Consider the following 19,608-nt stretch of genomic DNA (forward strand, 5'->3'; position numbering starts at 1 on the left):
TCGCCCGCGCCGCCCTCGTGGCGCGGGACTCTCTCCATCCCCAGGATGGTGCTCATGTGGCGGCGGTTTATCTACCACCCGGAAGTGAATTATGCACTGCGTCAGACGCTGGTCTTGTGTCTGCCGGTGTTGTTCGGGTTATTGATTGGCCAACTGCAACAGGGGCTACTGTTCTCGCTGGTTCCCGTCTGCTGTAACATCGCGGGCCTGGATACACCACATAAACGCTTCTTTAAACGCCTGGCCGTGGGTGGTTCGCTATTCGCGCTCGGTAGTTTTCTCTTGCAGCTTGCCTTGTTATGGCAGGTGCCTGTGCCGTTGGCGATGCTTTTTCTGGCGTTATTGCTGGGCGTCAATGGAGAGATCAGCCCATTGCATGCCCGCTTGCTGCCCGCCACGTTGGTCGCCGCCATCTTTACTCTGAGTATGGTCGGCATGGTACCTATCTGGCAGGCACCGCTGCTGTATCTGGTGGGGACCGTCTGGTACGGTGCGTTTACTTGGTTCTGGTTTATCCTGTGGAAGGGGCAGCCGATTCGCGAGACGCTGAACCAACTCTATTTGGAGTTGGGGGATTATATCGAGGCCAAGTACAGCTTGCTGACGCAGCATAGTGATCCACAGACGGCCTTGCCGCCGTTGTTGAATCGTCAGCAGAAGGTGATGGATCTGATCACGGTGATCTACCAGCAGATGCACATGCTCTCTTTGGTTCATAACCCCGAGTACAAGCGCCTGGTTCGCTATTTTCAGGTGGCGCTCGATCTGCAAGAGCATATCACCGTCAGTCTCTCTCAGCCGGAGGAGGTGCAGACGCTGGTGGCGCAGAGCCAGGCCGAGGCGATCATTCGGCGCAATGCCCAGGTCGTCGCTGGGCGCCTGCGGGTGGTGGCGGATGACATTCTCTATCACCGTTATCCGCAACACTTCTCCATGCAGCCTGAGGTCTCCGCGTTGGAGAAGCTGGCCAGTCGCTATCCCGACAACCCGGTGGGGCAATTCTGTTTGCACCACTTTAGCCGCATGGCACGTTTATTAGAGCGCCAGCGTCCCCTCTATCAACGCCAACTGATGGCGACGCAGCAACGCCTGCCGTTTTGGCCGGCGTTGCGCGCCTATTGTTCACCGAAGTCTGGCGCGCTGCGTAATGCCTTGCGCCTCGGGCTGACCCTCGCCGCCGGTAGCGGCTTGGGGATCTTACTGGCATTGCCTAAATCTTACTGGATTATGTTGACCACGATGCTGGTGATCCAGAATGGGTATAACGCGACGCGGGTGCGGATCCAGCACCGTGCGATGGGGACCTTTGCCGGTCTGATTATCGCCGCTGGCCTGTTGCAACTAACGTTGAGCGAGGCGGTGATGTTGTTGGTGATGTTGTTGGTGACGCTGGGGGCTTATCTGGTGTTACGCAAGAACTACGGCCTGGCCGTCATCGGCTTTACGGTCAGCGCGGTATTTACTCTGCAATTGTTGGCGCTGAATGGTTCGAACTTCCTGGTGCCGCGCCTGGTAGATACCCTATTGGGCTGTATCCTCGCCTTCGCCAGCACGATCTGGCTGTGGCCACAGTGGCAGAGTGGTTTGTTGCGAAAGAATGCCCATCAGGCGTTGGAGGCGTATCAGGATGAGCTGCGTTTGCTCCTCTCTGCCGACGTGGGGGTCAGCGAGCAGGCGTATGCGCGTATGCGTAGCAACCAGGCACAGAACACGCTCTACTCCTCTCTTAGCCAAGCGATGCAGGAGCCGGGCTTCGACTCACGCTATTTGGCCGATATGCGTCTGTGGATCACCCACAGCCAGTTTATCGTCGAGCACCTCAATGCCATGACGATCCTGGCGCGAGAGCACTATATGCTGACGCCACGTTTGGCCCAGGACTACTTGCAGTGTGGCGAGATTGCCTTGCAGCTCTGTCAGCAGCGTCTGGAACACGATGGGCCGAGTAGCAACGATAACCAGGCGATTCCGATCCCGGAGCCACAACAAGGCATGCCGATGACGCCGATGGAGGTCCATCTGCGGCGCATCCTATCGCATTTGCGCACCATGCATACCATTTCGTCTATCGCTTGGCGTCAGCGCCCGCATCACGGCTTGTGGCTCAGTCGTCGGTTACGTGACTGAGAGGTGGGTGACGCGGTGGTGGTCGCTTGATGACGGGAGTGGTTGGCAGGTGAAAAGGCGCTTGTGGGCGTACTCTGCTAACAAAACGGCCGCGCGAGGCGCGGCCGGGGGAGTCTTACGTCGGGTGAATTTCCCCGCCGTCTCGCGAGCGATCAATAGTAAGAGTGGTCGCCGCGCTGGTGCTCAGTCAGATCGCGCACCCCTTTCAGTTCCGGGAAGCGTTGCAGCAACTCTTTTTCGATCCCCTCTTTCAGGGTGTAATCCACCATTGAGCAGCCATTACAACCGCCGCCGAACTGCAGGATGGCGTAACCTTCATCGGTGATCTCCATCAGCGAGACACGACCGCCGTGACCGGCCAGCTGCGGGTTGATCTGCGATTGCAGGATATACTCCACGCGTTCAATCAGCGGCGCATCATCGGCCACTTTACGCATCTTGGCGTTGGGCGCTTTCAGGGTCAGTTGTGAGCCAAGCTGATCGGTAACGAAATCGATCTCGGCGTCTTCCAAAAACGGCGCGCTGATTTCGTCGACATAGGCGCTCAGCTGTTCAAAATCCAGTTTACGATCATTGGCCTCAACGGCGTCCGGCGGGCAATAAGAGACGCCGCATTCGGCGTTGGGCGTGCCGGGATTAATGACAAAAACCCGGATCTGAGTACCCGGTTCCTGATTTGCCAGCAATTTGGCAAAGTGCTCTTGCGCTGCTTCGGTAATACGGATCATGGCATCTGCTCAATAGTTGACTTCTCCGGTCGGTTATAATACGCCGATCGTAAAATGCTCACAAGGTGCGACACAGACAGATAACCTCTACCGACATCACACCTTGTGCGATTAGTCGTTGGCTGATCTCACTCAAGGTACTGCCGGTGGTGACCACGTCATCGACCAACAATACCCGCCGCCCTGTCAGAGCGGGATGGCAGGTGAAAGCCCCGCGTAGATTGCGCCGCCGCTCGGCGGCGCTCAATCCCTGCTGTGGCGGTGTGGAGCGAACGCGCCGTAACCAATGTGGCCGGTAGTCCGCCTGCAGCCAATGCGCCAACGGGCGAGCCAGTTCGGCGGACTGATTGTAGCCGCGCCGCCAGTGACGTCGTCGGTGCAAAGGTACCGCCAGTAGCAGATCGGGACGCATTGAGGGGATATGGCGCCGAGCCTGGAGGTAACTCAATAGCATCAGGCGTGCCAAGGGGAAGGCCAGCGGCCACTCTCCCCGGTATTTGAAGCGTTGGATCAGGGTGGCCAGCGGTGGTTGATAGTCACCGGTGAAGATCAGCCGTTGCCAGGGGGGCGGACGTTGTAGACAGCGGCCACAGGGGCGTGTGGCATCGGCACTGGGAAGGCCACAGCGTGGGCAGCAGGGTGGAGGAAGCGGGAGTGCTCGGCGACACGGCGTACAGATACCGACAGGGGCTCGGAGTGGCAGGCGACAGATCGCACAGCGTCCATGAAGTGATACCATGTGCGTTTCCTGATAGGGCCAATGTGAAAGGAGACCATAACCGATGAGCGCGCTGTATTGGCATCGTTGCGGGACGGGAAAACAGGATCTTGTGCTGTTGCACGGCTGGGGACTGAATGGCGAAGTGTGGCGTTGCATTCTGCCTCGGCTCTCCACTCACTTTCGCCTGCATGTGGTCGATCTGCCGGGCTACGCTCGTAGCGAGGCTAGTCCCTGCTTCTCGCTGGAGGCCATGACGCAGCAGGTCTTGGCCCAAGCACCACAACGCGCGATTTGGCTGGGGTGGTCGCTGGGGGGGTTAGTGGCTATGCTGGCGGCGTTGAGCCAGCCACGATGCCTGAGTGGTTTGGTTACCGTCGCCTCCTCGCCCTGTTTTACCGCGCAGGCGCAGTGGCCGGGTATTCATGGCCCGGTGCTACAGAGTTTTCAACAGCAACTGAACGCGGACTTCTCACGGACGGTAGAACGCTTTCTGGCATTGCAGACGCTGGGGACCGAGAGCGCACGCCAGGATGCACGCACCCTGAAGTCGGTGGTGCTGGCGCAGCCGATGCCTTCGGCCGCGGTGTTGAATGCCGGGCTATCGATATTACGCGATACCGATTTGCGTCCTCGGTTGAGGGAGGTGACGACGCCCTGGTTACGCCTCTATGGCGCGCTGGATGGTCTTGTGCCACGTCGTGTTGCGCCGTTAGTGGATGCGCTGACGTTACCGGGGGAGTCCCAGATCTTGCCTGCGGCGGCACATGCGCCCTTTATCTCGCATCCCGAACCATTCTGTGCGGCGTTATGCGACTTTGCGGGTGCGTTGCCGCAGGAATAAAAAAACAGCCGCATCGGCGGCTGTTGAGTTAGTCAGTTGCGGGCGCTTAGTGCGCCCGAACCTGGTAAATGATCGTTTCGCACTTCTTCTGTGCTTCGGGGCAGCCTTTGCAGCTGCCATTGAGGCAGCCGCTATCGATATCGTCGACCTTTTCTACACAGCCCATCTGCTCCAGGCGTTCTAGCATGGCGCGAACCATGGCCGGTGTACCACCGACCTCACGGCATAGACGTTGTAGTTCGATGCGTCCATGCAACGTAACGGTATCTCGGACTTGCAGTAACGTGGTCATGATAATGCTCCGTTACATCGATTAGTGGCAGTTGCCACGGTTGTTACAGCAGCAGCTGGCGCTAGCCACGTTACTCAAACGCACGGTGACCCGATCGCGAGAGCGACGCAGGATGACCAGCACAGCCAGGTTGAACAGGACGACGGCACAGATGGCGATCAGGCTGTAATCGGGATGTGCATCGAAGTTCACCACCTGGTAGTACAGGGTCGCCAGTGAGTAGGCCACGTTCAGCCCCCAACCGATGGAGAACATCATCCAGCCACGGCTACTTTCACGGGCGATAGCCCCCATGACCGAGACGCAAGGAACATACAGTAAGACGAAGATCAGGTAGGCATAGGCGGCGCTGATGCTGCCAAACTTGCTACTCATCACGCCCATGGAGCTGCTGCCCATCTCGCCGTCGCCTTTACTGGCCTCGATCGGGTTGGAGAGTACGCTGATGCTGAGGGTATCCTTCAGCCCCTGCCAGGTCTCATCCAGTGCCTCTTTCAGGCCGCCAACCAGACTGTAGCTCTGCGGGTCGAAATCCTCTTCATTGATATGCTCGGCGGTATACAGGGTATTCAGCGTACCCACGACTACCTCTTTCGCCATCGCCCCGGTGATCAGGCCGACGGTGGCTTGCCAGTTATCCTCTTTGACGCCGATCGGTTGCAGCAGTGGTGTTAACACCTTACTGGTTGCCGCCAGAGCCGAATCGTTGAGATCGCTGACCGGCTTACCGCTAAAGGAGAAGCTATTCAGCGCGCCGATAACGATGCTGACGATGATGATGACGCGTCCGGCACGGACCACAAACGCCTTCAGGCGTTGCCAGGTCTGTAGCAGTAGACTCTTCAGATGCGGCACATGGTAGACCGGCATCTCCATCACGAAGGGGGAGGCATCGCCGCGCATCAAGGTGTGTTTCAGCATTAACCCGGTCAGGATCGCCATGACGATACCCAGCAGGTAGAGCGAGAACACCACGAAGGCGCCATTCTGGCCGAAGAAAGCGGCGGAGAAGACGGCAAAGATAGCCAGACGAGCACCGCAAGACATGAAGGGAGCCATCAGGACGGTGATCAGTCGCTCACGCGGCGCATCCAGGGTTCGAGCCCCCATCACCGACGGTACGTTACAGCCGAAGCCGACGATCAACGGGACGAAAGATTTACCCGGTAACCCTAACGCCTGCATCATGCGGTCGACGACGAAGGCGGCACGAGCCATGTAGCCGGAGTCTTCCAGGAAGGAGAGGAAGAGATACATCATGCCGATCTGGGGGACTAACGGTAGGACGGTGTTGATACCGCCACCGATCCCCTGGGCCAGGAAGATAGTGAGCCAATCGGGGAAGTTTAATGTAGCGCCAATCCACTGAATGCCCTGAATAAATAGGGTCGCGGAGCCGATGTCGAACAGCGGTTGCAACGCCCCCCCGATGTTGATGGCCAGCAGGAACATCAGGTACATCACAAAGAGAAAGATCGGGATCCCTAACCAGCGGTTGAGGATCACCCGATCGAGTTTCTCCGTTAGGCGATTCGGCTGTGCCTGTTGGCTGTTGCTGACCGCATCACAGATATCGGTAATGCTTTGATAACGAGCGTTGGCAATGATCAGGGCCGGATCGTCTTTTAGGGTGCGTTGTAGGGTTTCGCGCACCTCGGGCAACAATGCGAGGGCATTACTGGCGCGTGACGAGCTATAGATGTCACCCTCTAGCAGCTGCAAGGCGATCCAGCGGCGTTGCTGCATGGTCAGCGAGTCGGGCATGACCTGCGACAGACGATCGACTTGGTTGAGCAGTAATTGTGGATAGTCGACTAATGCCTCGACTGCACAGACTGGCGGCATGTCGATGGCACGCTTCAGGGCACATACGCCCTCGCTACGGGTCGAGACCATCGGGATCACCGGGCAGCCGAGTCGTTTCGAGAGCGCATCAATATCGATCGCGATCTGTTGGCTGCGGGCGATGTCCAACATATTGAGCGCGATGATGCAGGGGATACCGAGCTCCAACAGTTGTAGCGTCAGGTAGAGGTTACGCTCTAAGTTGGAAGCATCGACCACGTTGATAATCAGATCCGCATCGCCGCTAAGAATGTAGTGGCAGGCGATTTGCTCATCCAGCGATGTCTGTTCGGAGATGGTGGTCAACGAGTAGGTCCCAGGCAGGTCGACCAGCTTAACCTGATGATCTGGGGTGTTGAATTGCCCCTCTTTGCGTTCGACGGTGACGCCAGCCCAGTTACCGACACGCTGACGTGCGCCGGTCAACTGGTTGAATAGCGTAGTTTTCCCTGAGTTGGGGTTACCGATTAACCCGATGGTCAATTGTTTCATAATTTACTGTTTTTTGGCCAAGACAGACACAGGCACGGGTATGGATAACCCGCGCTATCCCGTAAGTATGTTACTGCCCAGTGTGGTAAAGGGGCGTGGATGTATTATTGTGCGCCGACGGCAGCAGCCGGTGCGGCGGCGTGCGCGGCATGCTGCGCTTGCCCCTGCGGCTCGATGTTGAGCAACGCCAGATCTTTTTTACGCAAGACCAGACTAACCCGGCGCGCCTTCACTTCGATCGGGTCACCCAGCGGAGCGATGCGTACCACCGTAAAAGGTGCTCCTGGCAGGAAACCCAGCGAGAGTAATTTTTGGCGATAGGCTGGGCTAATGGACGGCGAGAAGCCGAGAATTTTGTATTGATGACCCGGAAGAAGCTGGTGCATATAAACCTTCTTACTTGTTACGACAGTCATTGCGTTGGGCCTGCATGCGGAGGCAGTAATGATACGCTACGGCACTCTCACGACATTCAGCAAACTGATGTGTAGATGCTGAATAATGCGTAGTATAATTAAATTGATAATTATTTGCATCCGCATTTGGCGCTAAACGTCATGCGACACGTGTCGATGACATTGGCATGGTAACGTGGTCATAACCTGTACCATGGCTGTGTTTTAGCACTATTTTAGTAATACGGCAAATGAGAATCATTCGTTAAAAAGGTTAATGATATGTACCTATTTTTTGTATGGTCATTTGCTGCTGTCAGTGAAGTCATCGAAAAAATAGGGAAGAGCGTTGCAGGGCTATTATTTTTTATTGTTTGTTATCAATATTATGAGCAGGTGCGGGTGGCCGGTATAGTGGTGAGGGGCATCGATCATGATGCTATCATTGCGGATGTGGCAGCCGCTTTTTAGTATTTGAGGATAACATCCTGTTCACGTTTCGCGGTGTTTTACAATGGATTTGCGCCTGAGATTGCTATGAAGTCTCATTTAGATTTGTATTTTGTGATGAGAATCACGCCCCCTAGAGAGAGGGCGTGGACAGTGGACTTAACGCTTCAGTTTGCCCAGGGCGGCCGCTAATGCATCGCCCATGGCACTGTTGCCGTTATTGGCGCTGCGTTGGTTACGCCCTGGCGCGGGGCGCGTCGGGCAGGTATGCTCGCTGTTGCGTTCGCTCATCGGCCGCCGTGCGCCACTCTCGCCCGGTTGCTCGTCTAGGCGCATGGTTAAGGCGATGCGTTTACGCTCTAGGTCGACCTCCAGGACCTTGACCTTGACGATATCACCGGCCTTGACCACCTTGTGCGGGTCGTCGACAAACTTGTGAGCGAGGGAGGAGATATGGACCAAGCCATCCTGATGGACACCGATATCAACGAAGGCACCGAAGTTGGTAACGTTAGTCACACAACCCTCCAAGATCATACCGACGTTCAGATCGTTTAGGGTCTCGACCCCCTCAGCGAAGGTGGCGGTCTTGAACTCCGGGCGTGGGTCGCGCCCCGGTTTCTCCAACTCGCGTAGGATGTCGCTGACGGTCGGGACGCCGAAGCGTTCATCGGTAAACGCCTTGGGGCTCAGGCCGCGTAGCGCGTCTGGGTTACCCATCAATACCGCTAGGCTCTGTTCGGTTTTCGCCAAGATGCGTTCCACTACCGGGTAGGCTTCTGGGTGCACCGTTGAGGCATCCAACGGGTTATCCCCGTGCGTGATGCGCAGGAAGCCGGCACACTGCTCGAAGGCTTTGGGCCCGAGGCGACTGACCTCGAGCAGTTGCGCGCGATTGGTAAAGCGGCCATTGGCATCACGCCAAGCGACGATGTTTTGTGCCATCAGGCGCGATAGGCCAGCCACGCGGGTTAGCAAGGCGACCGAGGCGGTATTCAGATCGACCCCCACGGCGTTAACGCAGTCTTCGACGACGGCATCCAGCTTGCGCGCCAGCAGGCTTTGACTGACGTCATGTTGATACTGGCCAACCCCGATGGATTTGGGATCGATTTTGACCAGCTCTGCTAACGGGTCTTGCAGACGACGGGCGATGGAGACCGCTCCTCGCAGTGAGACATCCAGATCGGGGAACTCTTGCGCGGCCAGTTCCGAGGCTGAATAGACCGAGGCACCGGCTTCACTGACGATCACCTTTTGCGCCGTTACCTGAGGGTAGTGGCGCTGGACATCGGCGTAGAAGCGCTCCGTCTCGCGTGAGGCGGTGCCGTTACCGATGGCCACTAACTCGACGCCATACTTCTGGCACAGTTGAGCCACACTGGCCGCCGCCTTGGCGCTTTGCCCGGTGTGTGGATAAATGGTGTCGGTGGCGACCAGCTTACCTGTGGCATCGACCACGGCCACTTTTACCCCGGTACGTAGGCCAGGATCCAAGCCCATGGTGGCGCGCAGTCCGGCCGGCGCCGCCATCAATAGATCGTGCAGGTTACGCGCGAAGACGTTGATCGCCTCCTCCTCCGCGCGTTCGCGCAGGGCACCCATTAATTCGGTTTCCAGGTGCAGCAACACCTTGACTCGCCAGGTCCAGCTGACCACCGCCTTACGCCAGGCGTCCGCCGGTGCTTGCCCCAGGTGCAACCCGAGATGATCGGCGATCAGTTGCTCGCCGTAGCTTTCGCGCGGCGGCTCATCGAACTGTGGATCGGGATTGAGGGAGAGTTGCAGGATACCCTCATTGCGGCCACGGAACATCGCCAGCGCACGGTGTGAGGGGACGGCGGCGATCGGTTCGTGATGGTCAAAATAGTCACGAAACTTCGCGCCCTCTTCGGCCTTGCCTTCGTTGACGCGAGAGACCAGATGCGCGTTTTTCCATAGATAGTCGCGAACCTTGGCCAGTAGCGCGGCATCTTCGGCGAAACGCTCCATTAGGATGTAGCGGGCACCATCCAAGGCGGCCTTGGCGTCGGCCACGCCCTTATCGGCATCGATGTATTGCATGGCCAGTACTTGAGGGTCATGTTGCGGCTGTTGCCACAGTGTCTCGGCCAGCGGCGTCAACCCAGCTTCGATGGCGATCTGCCCGCGGGTACGGCGCTTGGGTTTATAGGGGAGATAGAGGTCTTCCAGCTCAGTCTTGCTCAGGGTAGCCAGGATCGAGGCCTCTAGCGCGTGGGTTAACTTGCCCTGTTCGTCGATGGACTTGAGGATGGTCGCGCGGCGCTCTTCCAATTCACGCAGATAGATCAGGCGGCTTTCGAGTTGACGCAGTTGGGTATCGTCTAGCCCACCGGTGGCCTCTTTACGGTAGCGCGCGATAAACGGTACGGTGTTGCCTTCGTCCAGGAGGCGAATGGCGGCGTCAACCTGCTCGGTGCGCGCCTGCAGTTCAGTTGCGATAATGCGGCTTAATGCGTCATTCATAGCGTTAGATAGATCGTCTTGATGGATAAAAGCCAGGCTCCCGTTATACGGAGTCGGACACGAAAATACCAGTACCGCGCTGGCGAGGATGCTTAGCGCGGCGGGAGAGCGCTAGGGCTGGGTATAGTCGATGGCGTTGATGTACCACAGCGCTTCACCGGATGGTGTGATAACGGTCGCCGCGTCGCCGACCTCTTTCTTTAATAGTGCTCGCGCCATCGGCGAGTCGATAGAGATGTAGTCGTTGCGGCCGAAGATTTCATCATAGCCCACGATGCGGAAACGCTTGATCACCCCATCATCGTTCTCAACCTCGACCCAGGCGCCGAAGAAGACCTTGCCATCCTGTTGGGGCGAATAGTCGACGATTTTCAGCATCGACATGCATTTGCGTAGGTAGCGTACCCGGCGATCGATTTCGCGTAGACGTTTCTTGTTGTATTGATAGTCGGCGTTCTCACTGCGATCGCCGAGGCTGGCGGCCCAGGTCACTTTCTTGGTGACCTCCGGGCGCTCTTCGCGCCACAGGTAATCCAGCTCCTGTTTGAGTTTGTCGTAACCTTCTCGGGTAATCAGCGGGGTTTTCATCTGTTATAACCTGAAATGGAGGACGCCGGTCCAGTATGTTGTTCGATGCCGCATTGCATCGCCTTGCCCGGCGCGCTACGGTGGAGAACGCGGCGAGACAGCCTAACGCATTTTGCCACCTCGGGCGAATAATTGGCGTGATGATGTCGCCAACCTAGCGTAACCATAAGATAAATAACCTTTGTAACAATTTAGGCTAGAATATAAACCATTATCTGCTGTTTGAATAAAGCGAGTTTTCTGACAATAGATCGCGACGCGGGCGCGCGCTATTCTGGCGGGCGATAACCTGATTACACATACAGATATACAGACAAGCGCCGGGCTTTCTGCCTTTGGGAGTACACCATGCAAGAAAATTACAAAATTCTGGTTGTTGATGACGATATGCGCCTACGGGCATTGCTGGAACGCTACCTGACTGAGCAGGGGTTTCAGGTACGTAGCGTCGCCAACGCCGAGCAGATGGACCGTTTGCTCACGCGGGAATCTTTTCATTTGATGGTATTGGATCTGATGCTGCCGGGTGAGGATGGCTTGTCGATTTGCCGCCGCTTGCGTAGCCAGAGCAACCCGATGCCGATCATTATGGTGACGGCGAAGGGGGAAGAGGTGGATCGCATCGTTGGGCTAGAGATTGGCGCCGATGATTACATTCCCAAGCCGTTTAACCCGCGTGAACTGTTGGCGCGTATCCGTGCGGTATTGCGTCGTCAGGCCAACGAGTTGCCGGGGGCGCCGTCGCAAGAAGATGCGGTGATCAATTTTGGTAAGTTTAAGCTCAATCTGGGGACTCGTGAGATGTTCCGCGATGACGAGCCGATGCCGTTGACCAGCGGGGAGTTCGCGGTACTCAAGGCGTTGGTTAGCCATCCGCGTGAGCCGCTCTCTCGCGATAAGTTGATGAATCTGGCTCGAGGGCGTGAATACAGCGCAATGGAGCGCTCCATCGACGTGCAGATCTCGCGTCTGCGTCGCATGGTTGAGGAAGATCCGGCGCATCCGCGCTATATCCAGACCGTATGGGGCCTGGGCTATGTCTTTGTTCCGGATGGCAGTAAAGCATGAGACGATTGCGTTTCTCGCCGCGCAGCTCGTTTGCCCGCACCCTGTTGCTGATTGTCACCTTGCTGTTTGTCAGCCTGGTGACCACCTATTTGGTCGTACTGAACTTCGCGATTTTGCCGAGTTTGCAGCAGTTTAATAAGGTGTTGGCCTATGAGGTGCGGATGCTGATGACGGATAAGCTCCAACTGGAAGATGGTACCCAGTTGGAGGTTCCGCCAGCGTTTCGCCGCGAGATTTACCGCGAGCTGGGCATTTCGCTGTATACCAATTCGGCGGCGGAAGAGAACGGGCTTCGCTGGGCGCAGCATTATCAGTTTTTAAGCCAACAGATGGCGCAGCAGTTGGGCGGGCCGACGGATGTCCGGGTTGAAATCAGCAAGAACACGCCGGTGGTGTGGCTGAAGACCTGGCTATCGCCCGATATTTGGGTGCGTGTGCCGTTGACCGAGATCCATCAAGGCGACTTCTCTCCATTATTCCGCTACACCTTGGCGATCATGCTGCTGGCGATCGGGGGCGCCTGGTTGTTCATCCGTATTCAAAACCGCCCCTTGGTGGAGTTGGAGCATGCCGCATTACAGGTGGGGAAAGGGCAGATCCCTCCACCGTTACGGGAATATGGCGCCTCGGAGGTGCGCTCGGTGACACGAGCGTTTAACCAGATGGCGGCTGGAGTCAAGCAGTTGGCGGATGACCGTACCTTATTGATGGCGGGGGTTAGCCATGATCTACGCACTCCGCTGACGCGTATCCGCCTCGCGACGGAAATGATGAGTCCCGAGGACGCCTATCTGGCGGAGTCGATCAACAAGGATACGGAAGAGTGTAACGCGATCATCGAGCAGTTCATCGATTACTTGCGAACCGGGCAGGAAATGCAGACGGAGTCGTGCGATCTGAATGGCATCCTGACTGAGGTGGTGGCGGCAGAGAGCGGCTATGAACGGGAGATCGACACGGCCTTGGCCGAGGGTGAGCTGCTGATCGATGCGCATCCGCTCTCTATCAAGCGCGCGGTCGTTAACATGGTGGTCAACGCGGCGCGCTACGGCAACGGTTGGATCCGGGTCAGCAGTGGACGTGATGGTGGCCGCGCCTGGCTCCAGGTGGAGGATGATGGACCGGGGATCGATGATGAGCAGCTGGCACATCTGTTCCAGCCTTTCGTGCGCGGCGAGAGCGCCCGCACCACCAGTGGTACCGGTCTCGGGCTGGCGATCATCCAACGTATCATTGATGCTCACCATGGTAGCTTGGATATCGGTCGCAGCGAGCGTGGCGGACTAAAGATCCGCGCCTATCTCCATCTGGTGTCGCAAGTCGCGCTGGACGATCATGGCGCCAAACCCCGAAGCGGGGGGCGGCGTAAAGAGCGTAGCTAACGCGTGAGTGAGGATAAAAAAAGAGGATGCCCATGGGCATCCTCTTTTATTTATGATTGATGTCTAGCCTCGATGGCCACGACGGGTGGCCATCACGGGATTAACGTTGTGGGCCAGCATGGACCAGTGCGGCACCGGCAGGCGTGTCGGTGTACTTATCGAAGTTAGTGATAAAGCGTTGGGCCAGATCGTCGGCCTTCTCTTGCCACATCTCCGGGCTGGCGTAAGTATCGCGCGGATCGAGGATGGCCGGGTTGACGCCGGGGAGCGCCGTCGGCACCGCCAGATTAAAGATAGGCAGTGTGAAGGTTTCCTCCTTATCGATATCGCCGTTGAGAATGGCGTCGATAATCGCGCGAGTATCCTTGATCGAAATCCGTTTGCCACTCCCATTCCAACCGGTATTCACCAGGTAAGCCTGGGCACCGGCGGCTTGCATGCGTTTCACGAGGACTTCGGCGTATTGGGTCGGATGTAGGGTAAGGAACGCGGCGCCGAAGCAGGCGGAGAAGGTTGGCGTCGGCTCGGTGACACCCCGCTCGGTCCCCGCCAGTTTGGCGGTAAAGCCAGACAGGAAGTGGTACTGGGTCTGGTCGGCCGTCAGACGGGAGACGGGCGGTAATACGCCGAAGGCGTCGGCGGTCAGGAAGATCACCTTCTTGGCATGACCCGCTTTCGAGACGGGTTTTACGATATTCTTAATATGATAGATGGGGTAGGAGACGCGGGTGTTCTCCGTCTTGCTACCGTCGTCGAAATCGACGCTGCCATCGGCACGCACGGTGACGTTTTCCAGCAGGGCGTCACGAGTGATGGCGTGATAGATATCCGGCTCCGCTTCGGCGGAGAGTTTGATGGTCTTGGCGTAGCAGCCGCCCTCGAAGTTAAACACACCATCGTCATCCCAACCGTGTTCATCGTCGCCGATCAGGCGGCGTTTCGGATCGGTGGAGAGGGTGGTTTTTCCGGTGCCGGAGAGGCCGAAGAAGACGGCGACATCGCCTTTTTCGCCAACGTTGGCCGAGCAGTGCATCGAGGCGATACCTTTTAACGGCAGCAGGTAGTTCATGATGGAGAACATGCCTTTCTTCATCTCGCCGCCATACCAGGTTCCACCGATTAGCTGAATGCGTTCGGTTAAGTTAAAGGCGACGAAGTTTTCAGAGTTCAGTCCCTGCTCTTGCCATTGCGGGTTGGTACATTTGGCGCCATTCATCACGATGAAGTCGGGTTCGAAACCGGCCAGTTCATCCTCCGTAGGGCGGATAAACATATTTTTGACGAAATGGGCTTGCCAGGCGACTTCGGTAATGAAGCGCACCTTTAGGCGACTATCCGGGTTAGCGCCGCAGTAGGCATCGACTACGAATAGACGCTTATTCGAGAGCTGGCGAGTGACCAACCCTTTGAGATGCTGCCATATTTCAGGAGATAAGGGATGGTTATCATTCTTTCCCTTGCCTTGATCGGACCACCAAACGGTATCGCGCGTGGTGTCATCGCGTACCAGATATTTATCTTTGGGGGAGCGTCCAGTAAAGATGCCGGTATCGACGGCGACGGCGCCTAATGTGGTAACCGTGCCGCGTTCATAGCCTTGCAGGCCAGGAGCGGTTTCTTCCTTGAACAAGAGGTCGTAATCGGGATTATAAACAATTTCAGTAACATCAGAAATGCCATAGGAGGCGAGATCAGCTGCAGTTAAGCCAGTGGCATGCATTACACTACTCCTTGTAGGTTATTTTTTATCTGCGCCTACTGTAAGTCGTTACTTTTTTGTTAACCGAGATAATCATCAAAAAAACAAAAATTCAGCGGAATCCATTTTGTGGCAAATTCTTCTATTTTGATAATACCTGTCAGGATCAATTATTGTTGTACTACGGCTTCCCTGCAGGCCACCGGCATGACTAGGGGGTCGTTGTTGATGCGAGGGGCTCGTCCTTCTCGGTGGGGCGACCCGAGGTGATCCAGCCGAAGATGCCATCGGCCATATGAAAGACATGAGGGTAGCCGAGCGCCATGGTCATCTTGGCGGCATCATGGCTGGCGAGGCAGAGTTGATTTGCGCAGTAGAAGATCAAGGTTGCTTGCCGGTCGTGAGGCAGTAGGCTCTGCCAGTTCTCTTGGTTAATGTAGATCGCGCCGGGAATGCGGCCCTGATGCCAGATCTCGGGCGTGTTCACGTCCAGAAAGTAGACATTCGGCTGGCCGAGTAACGATTCGGCTGCTCGCATACTGATGGGTGTTGGCTCCTGCTCTTGTTGCGTGTGTATGGGGGCGGCAAAGATGGCGGTAGGTGAGAATAGGCTGAGCGTCAGACACAGGCCGAATAGCGGGTAACGCAACATAATGAACTCCTTGTGAGTGTAAGCGAGTGGGGAAGCTGGTGGGGGGAATAACGGTGGGTATCAGAGACACCCACCGTATGAAGCCGCGCTTAGTGCGCTTTACCGTTTAGGATCGCTTCAGCTTGATCGATGTACAGTTGGCCTTCCTCCATGCGAGCCTTAGCATAATGCGGCGCATGCAGGCCCCATGAACCGTCCCGCTCGATCAGCTCCGCCTGTTGGCGGGCATGGTTGCTGAGCAAGCGGACTTGTACCTTGTCGCTTTGTGACAGGCTAGTGGCCTTGTTCAGACGTTTCTCGATACGCTCCAATCCGCTGTGGATGCGGGTATAGCCATCTTTGACCGGCGTTTGCCACTCCATTACCTTGGCATAGATGCTTTCTTGATCCTTAAATTGCAGGCGCTCGGAGAGTACGGTTTGTACCGGGCTATGGCAGCCACCCCCTTCGATTACGTCGCCGTCACTAAAGGCGGTGCGCCCGCAAGACCACATCAGATCCAGGTAGGGCTTACCATCCTGACGGGCGATACTCCATCCCTTGATGTTAGAGGTCCGAGGTTGTCCTTCAGGGGGATTGAGAGTCTTAGCCTTCTCGTCAACCCGGATCTTCCAGATATGCGCGCGGCGTACGTTGTCGAATCCGGCATGATCGGGAAACTGGATGGTGGCGAAGTTTTCACAGCTACCCATGTTCGGCATGTGGCAGGCGGTACACTGGTTTTGCCCATGAGTATCTCCCTGGGCAAAGAAGCTCGCCTGAGCGGCGTGGCAGTGCTGACACTGCATCTTGATGGTGCTCTTGGTCGTCCCCTCTTTCCAATCGTTAGCCGTCACCGCGTGCGGATCGTGGCAGGTATTACAGCGCATGCCATCTTGGTAGTGTGCGGTGTAGTACATCTGTGAGCCTTCGGTACCACAGGCGGGGCAAGATGACTTGAAGTAAGAGTTGAATGGCCGCTGCGGATCGGCCGCGTCATTAGCGGAGTTATAGGTGAAGCGTTGGTGGCAACGCTCGCAGTTGGAGGGCATCCCAGCCCCTCGCGCACCGTACAGATGGGCTCCCGCGCCGTGACACTCTTCGCAGGTGATTCCTTTGGCGATGGTATGCTTACGGAGTTCTTCAGGCTTACCGAGTGCGGCCAGAAACTCCTGGGAGCTCTTGAAGTCGAACTTCATGGTATGGCATACCTCGCAGTAGGCGCTGGCCGGTTGGAACATCATATTGGTCCGGTTAGCGGCACCGTAAGAGGTCATGCCCCAGACGCTAGAGCCTTGTGCGCCAAAGTCCTCCAGTTTGGTAGGAAAGCCGGGAACAAAGCTGGCGATCTTCTTCGCCACGTCTGGCGTGATAAACTGCGCCCAGCCACGAGAGAATTGGTTGCCGCCGGCCACCATGGTACCGGTGCCGTCTTTAAGCAACCCACCCTCAATATGGTAAGTACCACGAACCATCCAGGCATCGATGAAGCCATATTTGGTCCGGGGTGTGCCGATGATGGCATAGATGGCATCCGGTGTAACCCCTTGCGGTAGCACAGAGGCTTTGCTGCCATACAGTCCACGATTCAGATCCTTGCCCGGTATCTCCTCCATCTCATCAGGGAAGCGCACGACTTTAGCGTGACGGGAACGCTCCCAGGCCTGGTATTGCGCCGGGTGGCATTCCGCACACTTCTGTGGGCCGACATATTTGTTCGGAAAATCGAGAATGGATTCGACGCCTAAGCGATAGGTTACCGCCGTCGGGCGGCCATGTTTTTCGGCATACTTATCACCGCCGCCAAACTCGACAAACTCCTCCTCACGATTGCTGATGGTGTATTTACCGACCAAGCGTCCGGCGGCTTCGTACTTAAATAATGGATGATGTTCGCGTAGATAGCTGAAGAGGTCTTTCTCCTGTTCGACATACCCCATCAGCGTACGCGGTGTATCGGGAATACCGTCGTTGCGGTTAACGTCGATCTTCGTTGCCGAGGTGCTAGATTGGCTCGTTGCCGCTGGCGCAGATTCATTGGGTGGGGACTGAGACACCAGCCCCGATGCGGCCATGAGTGGCATTGCGAACAGCCATAAGGCAAAACTGGTTAAGCGGGTAGGTATTTTCATCGTCAACTCCTTGACCCAGTAAATAGCGGCGTAGTGTTAGGGTGTTATGACACTGGCCTATTTTTAATATTTATATCTTTGTTGTTATTTATTCGTTTTCTACGGTATGGACGCGGTGGCGATGATAACCATCGAGCATGGCCATAAAGGTTTCCCCCCACGTCTCACCGAGGGTGCATAAATAAATATGTGCACTAATAAACATCAAGCTAAATAATGATAGTAATAAATGCCCTTGGAGTATCCAGTAGGCGGCGCCGAGTGGAAGCCACTGAGGATTGGTCAGACAGAGGCCGCTAAGAAATAATAGCGGTACCATACCGAACATGACCGAGCAATAACCCAGTTGCTGCAATGGATTAAACTTTTGTGTCCGCGTCGCTACGAAGGGATGAGGCTCGGCGTGGAAGATCCCGATGAGATAAAAGCGAGCCTGACGCATGCAGCGTGCCGCTAATCCCGACCAGGCGACACGATAATGTCGGCCATTGGGGCCGAAGAGGTTCAGGGCGAGAAATCCGCACCATAGTATTAACAGCAGATAGCCAGCGTAGGGATGCGCCTGAACCAACCAATGGGTGGCGGCCACAGGCAGCAGTGCAAAGTGGGTGAGCAGGCCGCTGATAAGTAAGAAGAGAAAGAGTAGCGCATTCACCCCATGCCACAGGCGCAGATAGAGAGGATAGAGATAGAGGCGCTCTTGTGTGCCGTGCGCGGCGGGGGCGGGATAGCGCCGCCGTAGTAGGGCGTGCAGTAGCAACAGGGCGCAGAGCCCTAACCATGCGACCGTTAGGGCGATCAGCCAGATTGGCCAGAAATCCGCCGGGTGGGCGGGGAGCTGCTGGGCCAGATAGGCGTGCAGTTGTGCGGCGTTCATGCTTGGCTCCTAGTCATCGGCGAGAATACGGTAGATCCGGCTGTGACGTGTGCCAGCCAGGTGATACTGGTAATAGGGCGCCAGAGCCAGTTTGAGCTCGAATGACGGCGTGTCCAACTCGCCAAAGCTGAGTGCATGATAGGGGCAGATACGCACACAGATGGGGACTTGCCCATGGCTTAAGCGTGTGGCGCTACAGAAGTCACACTTGTCGGCAATATGGCGGGTTGGGTGCAGATAGCGAGCCTGGTAAGGGCAGGCACTGATGCAGTAACCACAGCCGAGGCAACGCTGGGCGTCGATCTGAATCAGTCCATGCTGGTCGCGGTAGGTTGCCCCGCTGGGACAAACGTCGAGGCAAGGCGCGGGATCGCAGTGCTGGCAGCTATGGCGAAAATAGCGTGGTTTGTCCTCGGATTGGGACGTGGTACTGGGTAATGGAATGATCGCCAAGCGAGCACAGCCGGGAGCAACCTGGTTGATTTGATTACAGGCGTTGACACACTCCTTGCAGCCGACACATTTAGATTGGTCGTGGATCAATGCGTACTGTTTTCCCCTCCGGGTCGGCGCGGATAATAATATCCCCGGCGCCAGTACGATAAATCCGGCTCCAATGATAATATTGCGGCGTGAATAATGCTTCATAGATTATCCCATGAAATATATTTCGTGCTTGTTTTTATTCTATTGCGCTGAATATTTTCTGACGGACGATGAGGATTCTATTTCTGCGTGCCGGATGGAAAAGAGAGAGGGATCAAAAAATGATAACTCCCTAAAAATGGGTAGGCTTAAATAGTGGTGAATTATTATTTAAATAAATACAAATTTATTAATGGATAAAAATGGG

At 56.3% G+C, this 19,608-nt stretch carries 17 protein-coding genes; 5 read left to right on the forward strand and 12 right to left on the reverse strand.

What is annotated here, in order from left to right:
* Positions 1-54 precede the first annotated feature (54 nt).
* On the forward strand, positions 55-2,127 hold the full coding sequence (locus DCL27_RS01140) for a YccS/YhfK family putative transporter (RefSeq protein WP_005295440.1): 2,073 nt from the start codon (positions 55-57) through the stop codon (positions 2,125-2,127).
* A 152-nt stretch (positions 2,128-2,279) separates the two neighbouring features.
* Here the strand turns inward: DCL27_RS01140 and nfuA are convergent, their stop codons facing one another.
* Together nfuA and DCL27_RS01150 are read right to left on the reverse strand one after the other, a co-directional pair.
* Positions 2,280-2,855 (reverse strand): Fe-S biogenesis protein NfuA, encoded by a 576-nt coding sequence (gene nfuA, locus DCL27_RS01145; RefSeq protein ID WP_005290532.1) that lies wholly within the window; start codon positions 2,853-2,855, stop codon positions 2,280-2,282.
* Positions 2,856-2,913: 58 nt separating this feature from the next.
* The gene (locus DCL27_RS01150) at positions 2,914-3,594 is read right to left on the reverse strand and encodes a phosphoribosyltransferase family protein (RefSeq protein WP_005290530.1); all 681 of its coding nucleotides are present in this window, start codon (positions 3,592-3,594) and stop codon (positions 2,914-2,916) included.
* Between the two features lie 43 nt (positions 3,595-3,637).
* Between DCL27_RS01150 and bioH the strand changes: the two genes are divergently transcribed.
* Positions 3,638-4,417 (forward strand): pimeloyl-ACP methyl ester esterase BioH, encoded by a 780-nt coding sequence (gene bioH, locus DCL27_RS01155; protein ID WP_035600031.1) that lies wholly within the window; start codon positions 3,638-3,640, stop codon positions 4,415-4,417.
* 46 nt (positions 4,418-4,463) lie between these two features.
* On the opposite strand, the gene DCL27_RS01160 is transcribed toward bioH, so the two are convergent.
* The 3 genes from DCL27_RS01160 to feoA form a co-directional block, all read right to left on the reverse strand.
* Complete coding sequence (locus DCL27_RS01160; RefSeq protein ID WP_005290522.1) at positions 4,464-4,709, reverse strand: FeoC-like transcriptional regulator; 246 nt, start codon at positions 4,707-4,709, stop codon at positions 4,464-4,466.
* Between the two features lie 21 nt (positions 4,710-4,730).
* The gene (gene feoB, locus DCL27_RS01165; protein WP_005290519.1) at positions 4,731-7,046 is read right to left on the reverse strand and encodes a Fe(2+) transporter permease subunit FeoB; all 2,316 of its coding nucleotides are present in this window, start codon (positions 7,044-7,046) and stop codon (positions 4,731-4,733) included.
* 104 nt (positions 7,047-7,150) lie between these two features.
* The gene (feoA, locus tag DCL27_RS01170) at positions 7,151-7,432 is read right to left on the reverse strand and encodes a ferrous iron transporter A (protein WP_005295431.1); all 282 of its coding nucleotides are present in this window, start codon (positions 7,430-7,432) and stop codon (positions 7,151-7,153) included.
* 291 nt (positions 7,433-7,723) lie between these two features.
* Between feoA and DCL27_RS01175 the strand changes: the two genes are divergently transcribed.
* Entirely contained in the window at positions 7,724-7,912 is a 189-nt protein-coding gene (locus tag DCL27_RS01175) for a hypothetical protein (RefSeq protein WP_035600029.1), read from the forward strand.
* Positions 7,913-8,050: 138 nt separating this feature from the next.
* On the opposite strand, the gene DCL27_RS01180 is transcribed toward DCL27_RS01175, so the two are convergent.
* Positions 8,051-10,378, reverse strand: coding sequence for a Tex family protein (locus tag DCL27_RS01180; RefSeq protein WP_035600027.1), 2,328 nt, complete (start codon positions 10,376-10,378; stop codon positions 8,051-8,053).
* 111 nt (positions 10,379-10,489) lie between these two features.
* A complete protein-coding gene (gene greB, locus DCL27_RS01185; RefSeq protein ID WP_005290512.1) occupies positions 10,490-10,966 on the reverse strand; it encodes a transcription elongation factor GreB in 477 nt (158 codons plus the stop codon).
* Between the two features lie 348 nt (positions 10,967-11,314).
* On the opposite strand from greB, the gene ompR reads away from it, so the two are divergent.
* Together ompR and envZ are read left to right on the forward strand one after the other, a co-directional pair.
* Positions 11,315-12,034, forward strand: coding sequence for an osmolarity response regulator transcription factor OmpR (gene ompR / locus DCL27_RS01190; RefSeq protein WP_005290509.1), 720 nt, complete (start codon positions 11,315-11,317; stop codon positions 12,032-12,034).
* Entirely contained in the window at positions 12,031-13,416 is a 1,386-nt protein-coding gene (gene envZ / locus DCL27_RS01195; RefSeq protein ID WP_005290507.1) for a two-component system sensor histidine kinase EnvZ, read from the forward strand. Before ompR ends, envZ begins: the two co-directional genes overlap by 4 nt.
* Positions 13,417-13,516: 100 nt before the next feature.
* On the opposite strand, the gene pckA is transcribed toward envZ, so the two are convergent.
* From pckA to DCL27_RS01220, 5 genes are all read right to left on the reverse strand, one after another.
* On the reverse strand, positions 13,517-15,136 hold the full coding sequence (gene pckA, locus DCL27_RS01200; protein WP_005290504.1) for a phosphoenolpyruvate carboxykinase (ATP): 1,620 nt from the start codon (positions 15,134-15,136) through the stop codon (positions 13,517-13,519).
* A gap of 190 nt (positions 15,137-15,326) precedes the next feature.
* Positions 15,327-15,767, reverse strand: coding sequence for a rhodanese-like domain-containing protein (locus DCL27_RS01205; protein WP_005290501.1), 441 nt, complete (start codon positions 15,765-15,767; stop codon positions 15,327-15,329).
* Positions 15,768-15,856: 89 nt separating this feature from the next.
* Positions 15,857-17,878, reverse strand: coding sequence for a multiheme c-type cytochrome (locus DCL27_RS01210; RefSeq protein ID WP_005290499.1), 2,022 nt, complete (start codon positions 17,876-17,878; stop codon positions 15,857-15,859).
* 88 nt (positions 17,879-17,966) lie between these two features.
* Positions 17,967-18,755 carry a thiosulfate reductase cytochrome B subunit gene (phsC, locus tag DCL27_RS01215; RefSeq protein ID WP_005290496.1) on the reverse strand — a complete coding sequence of 263 codons (789 nt, stop codon included), beginning with the start codon at positions 18,753-18,755 and terminating at the stop codon, positions 17,967-17,969.
* A gap of 9 nt (positions 18,756-18,764) precedes the next feature.
* Positions 18,765-19,403 carry a 4Fe-4S dicluster domain-containing protein gene (locus DCL27_RS01220; RefSeq protein WP_005290494.1) on the reverse strand — a complete coding sequence of 213 codons (639 nt, stop codon included), beginning with the start codon at positions 19,401-19,403 and terminating at the stop codon, positions 18,765-18,767.
* Between the last annotated feature and the right edge of the window lie 205 nt (positions 19,404-19,608).

This window comes from Edwardsiella tarda ATCC 15947 = NBRC 105688 (assembly GCF_003113495.2).
In the GTDB taxonomy this organism is placed as follows: Bacteria; Pseudomonadota; Gammaproteobacteria; order Enterobacterales; family Enterobacteriaceae; genus Edwardsiella; species Edwardsiella tarda.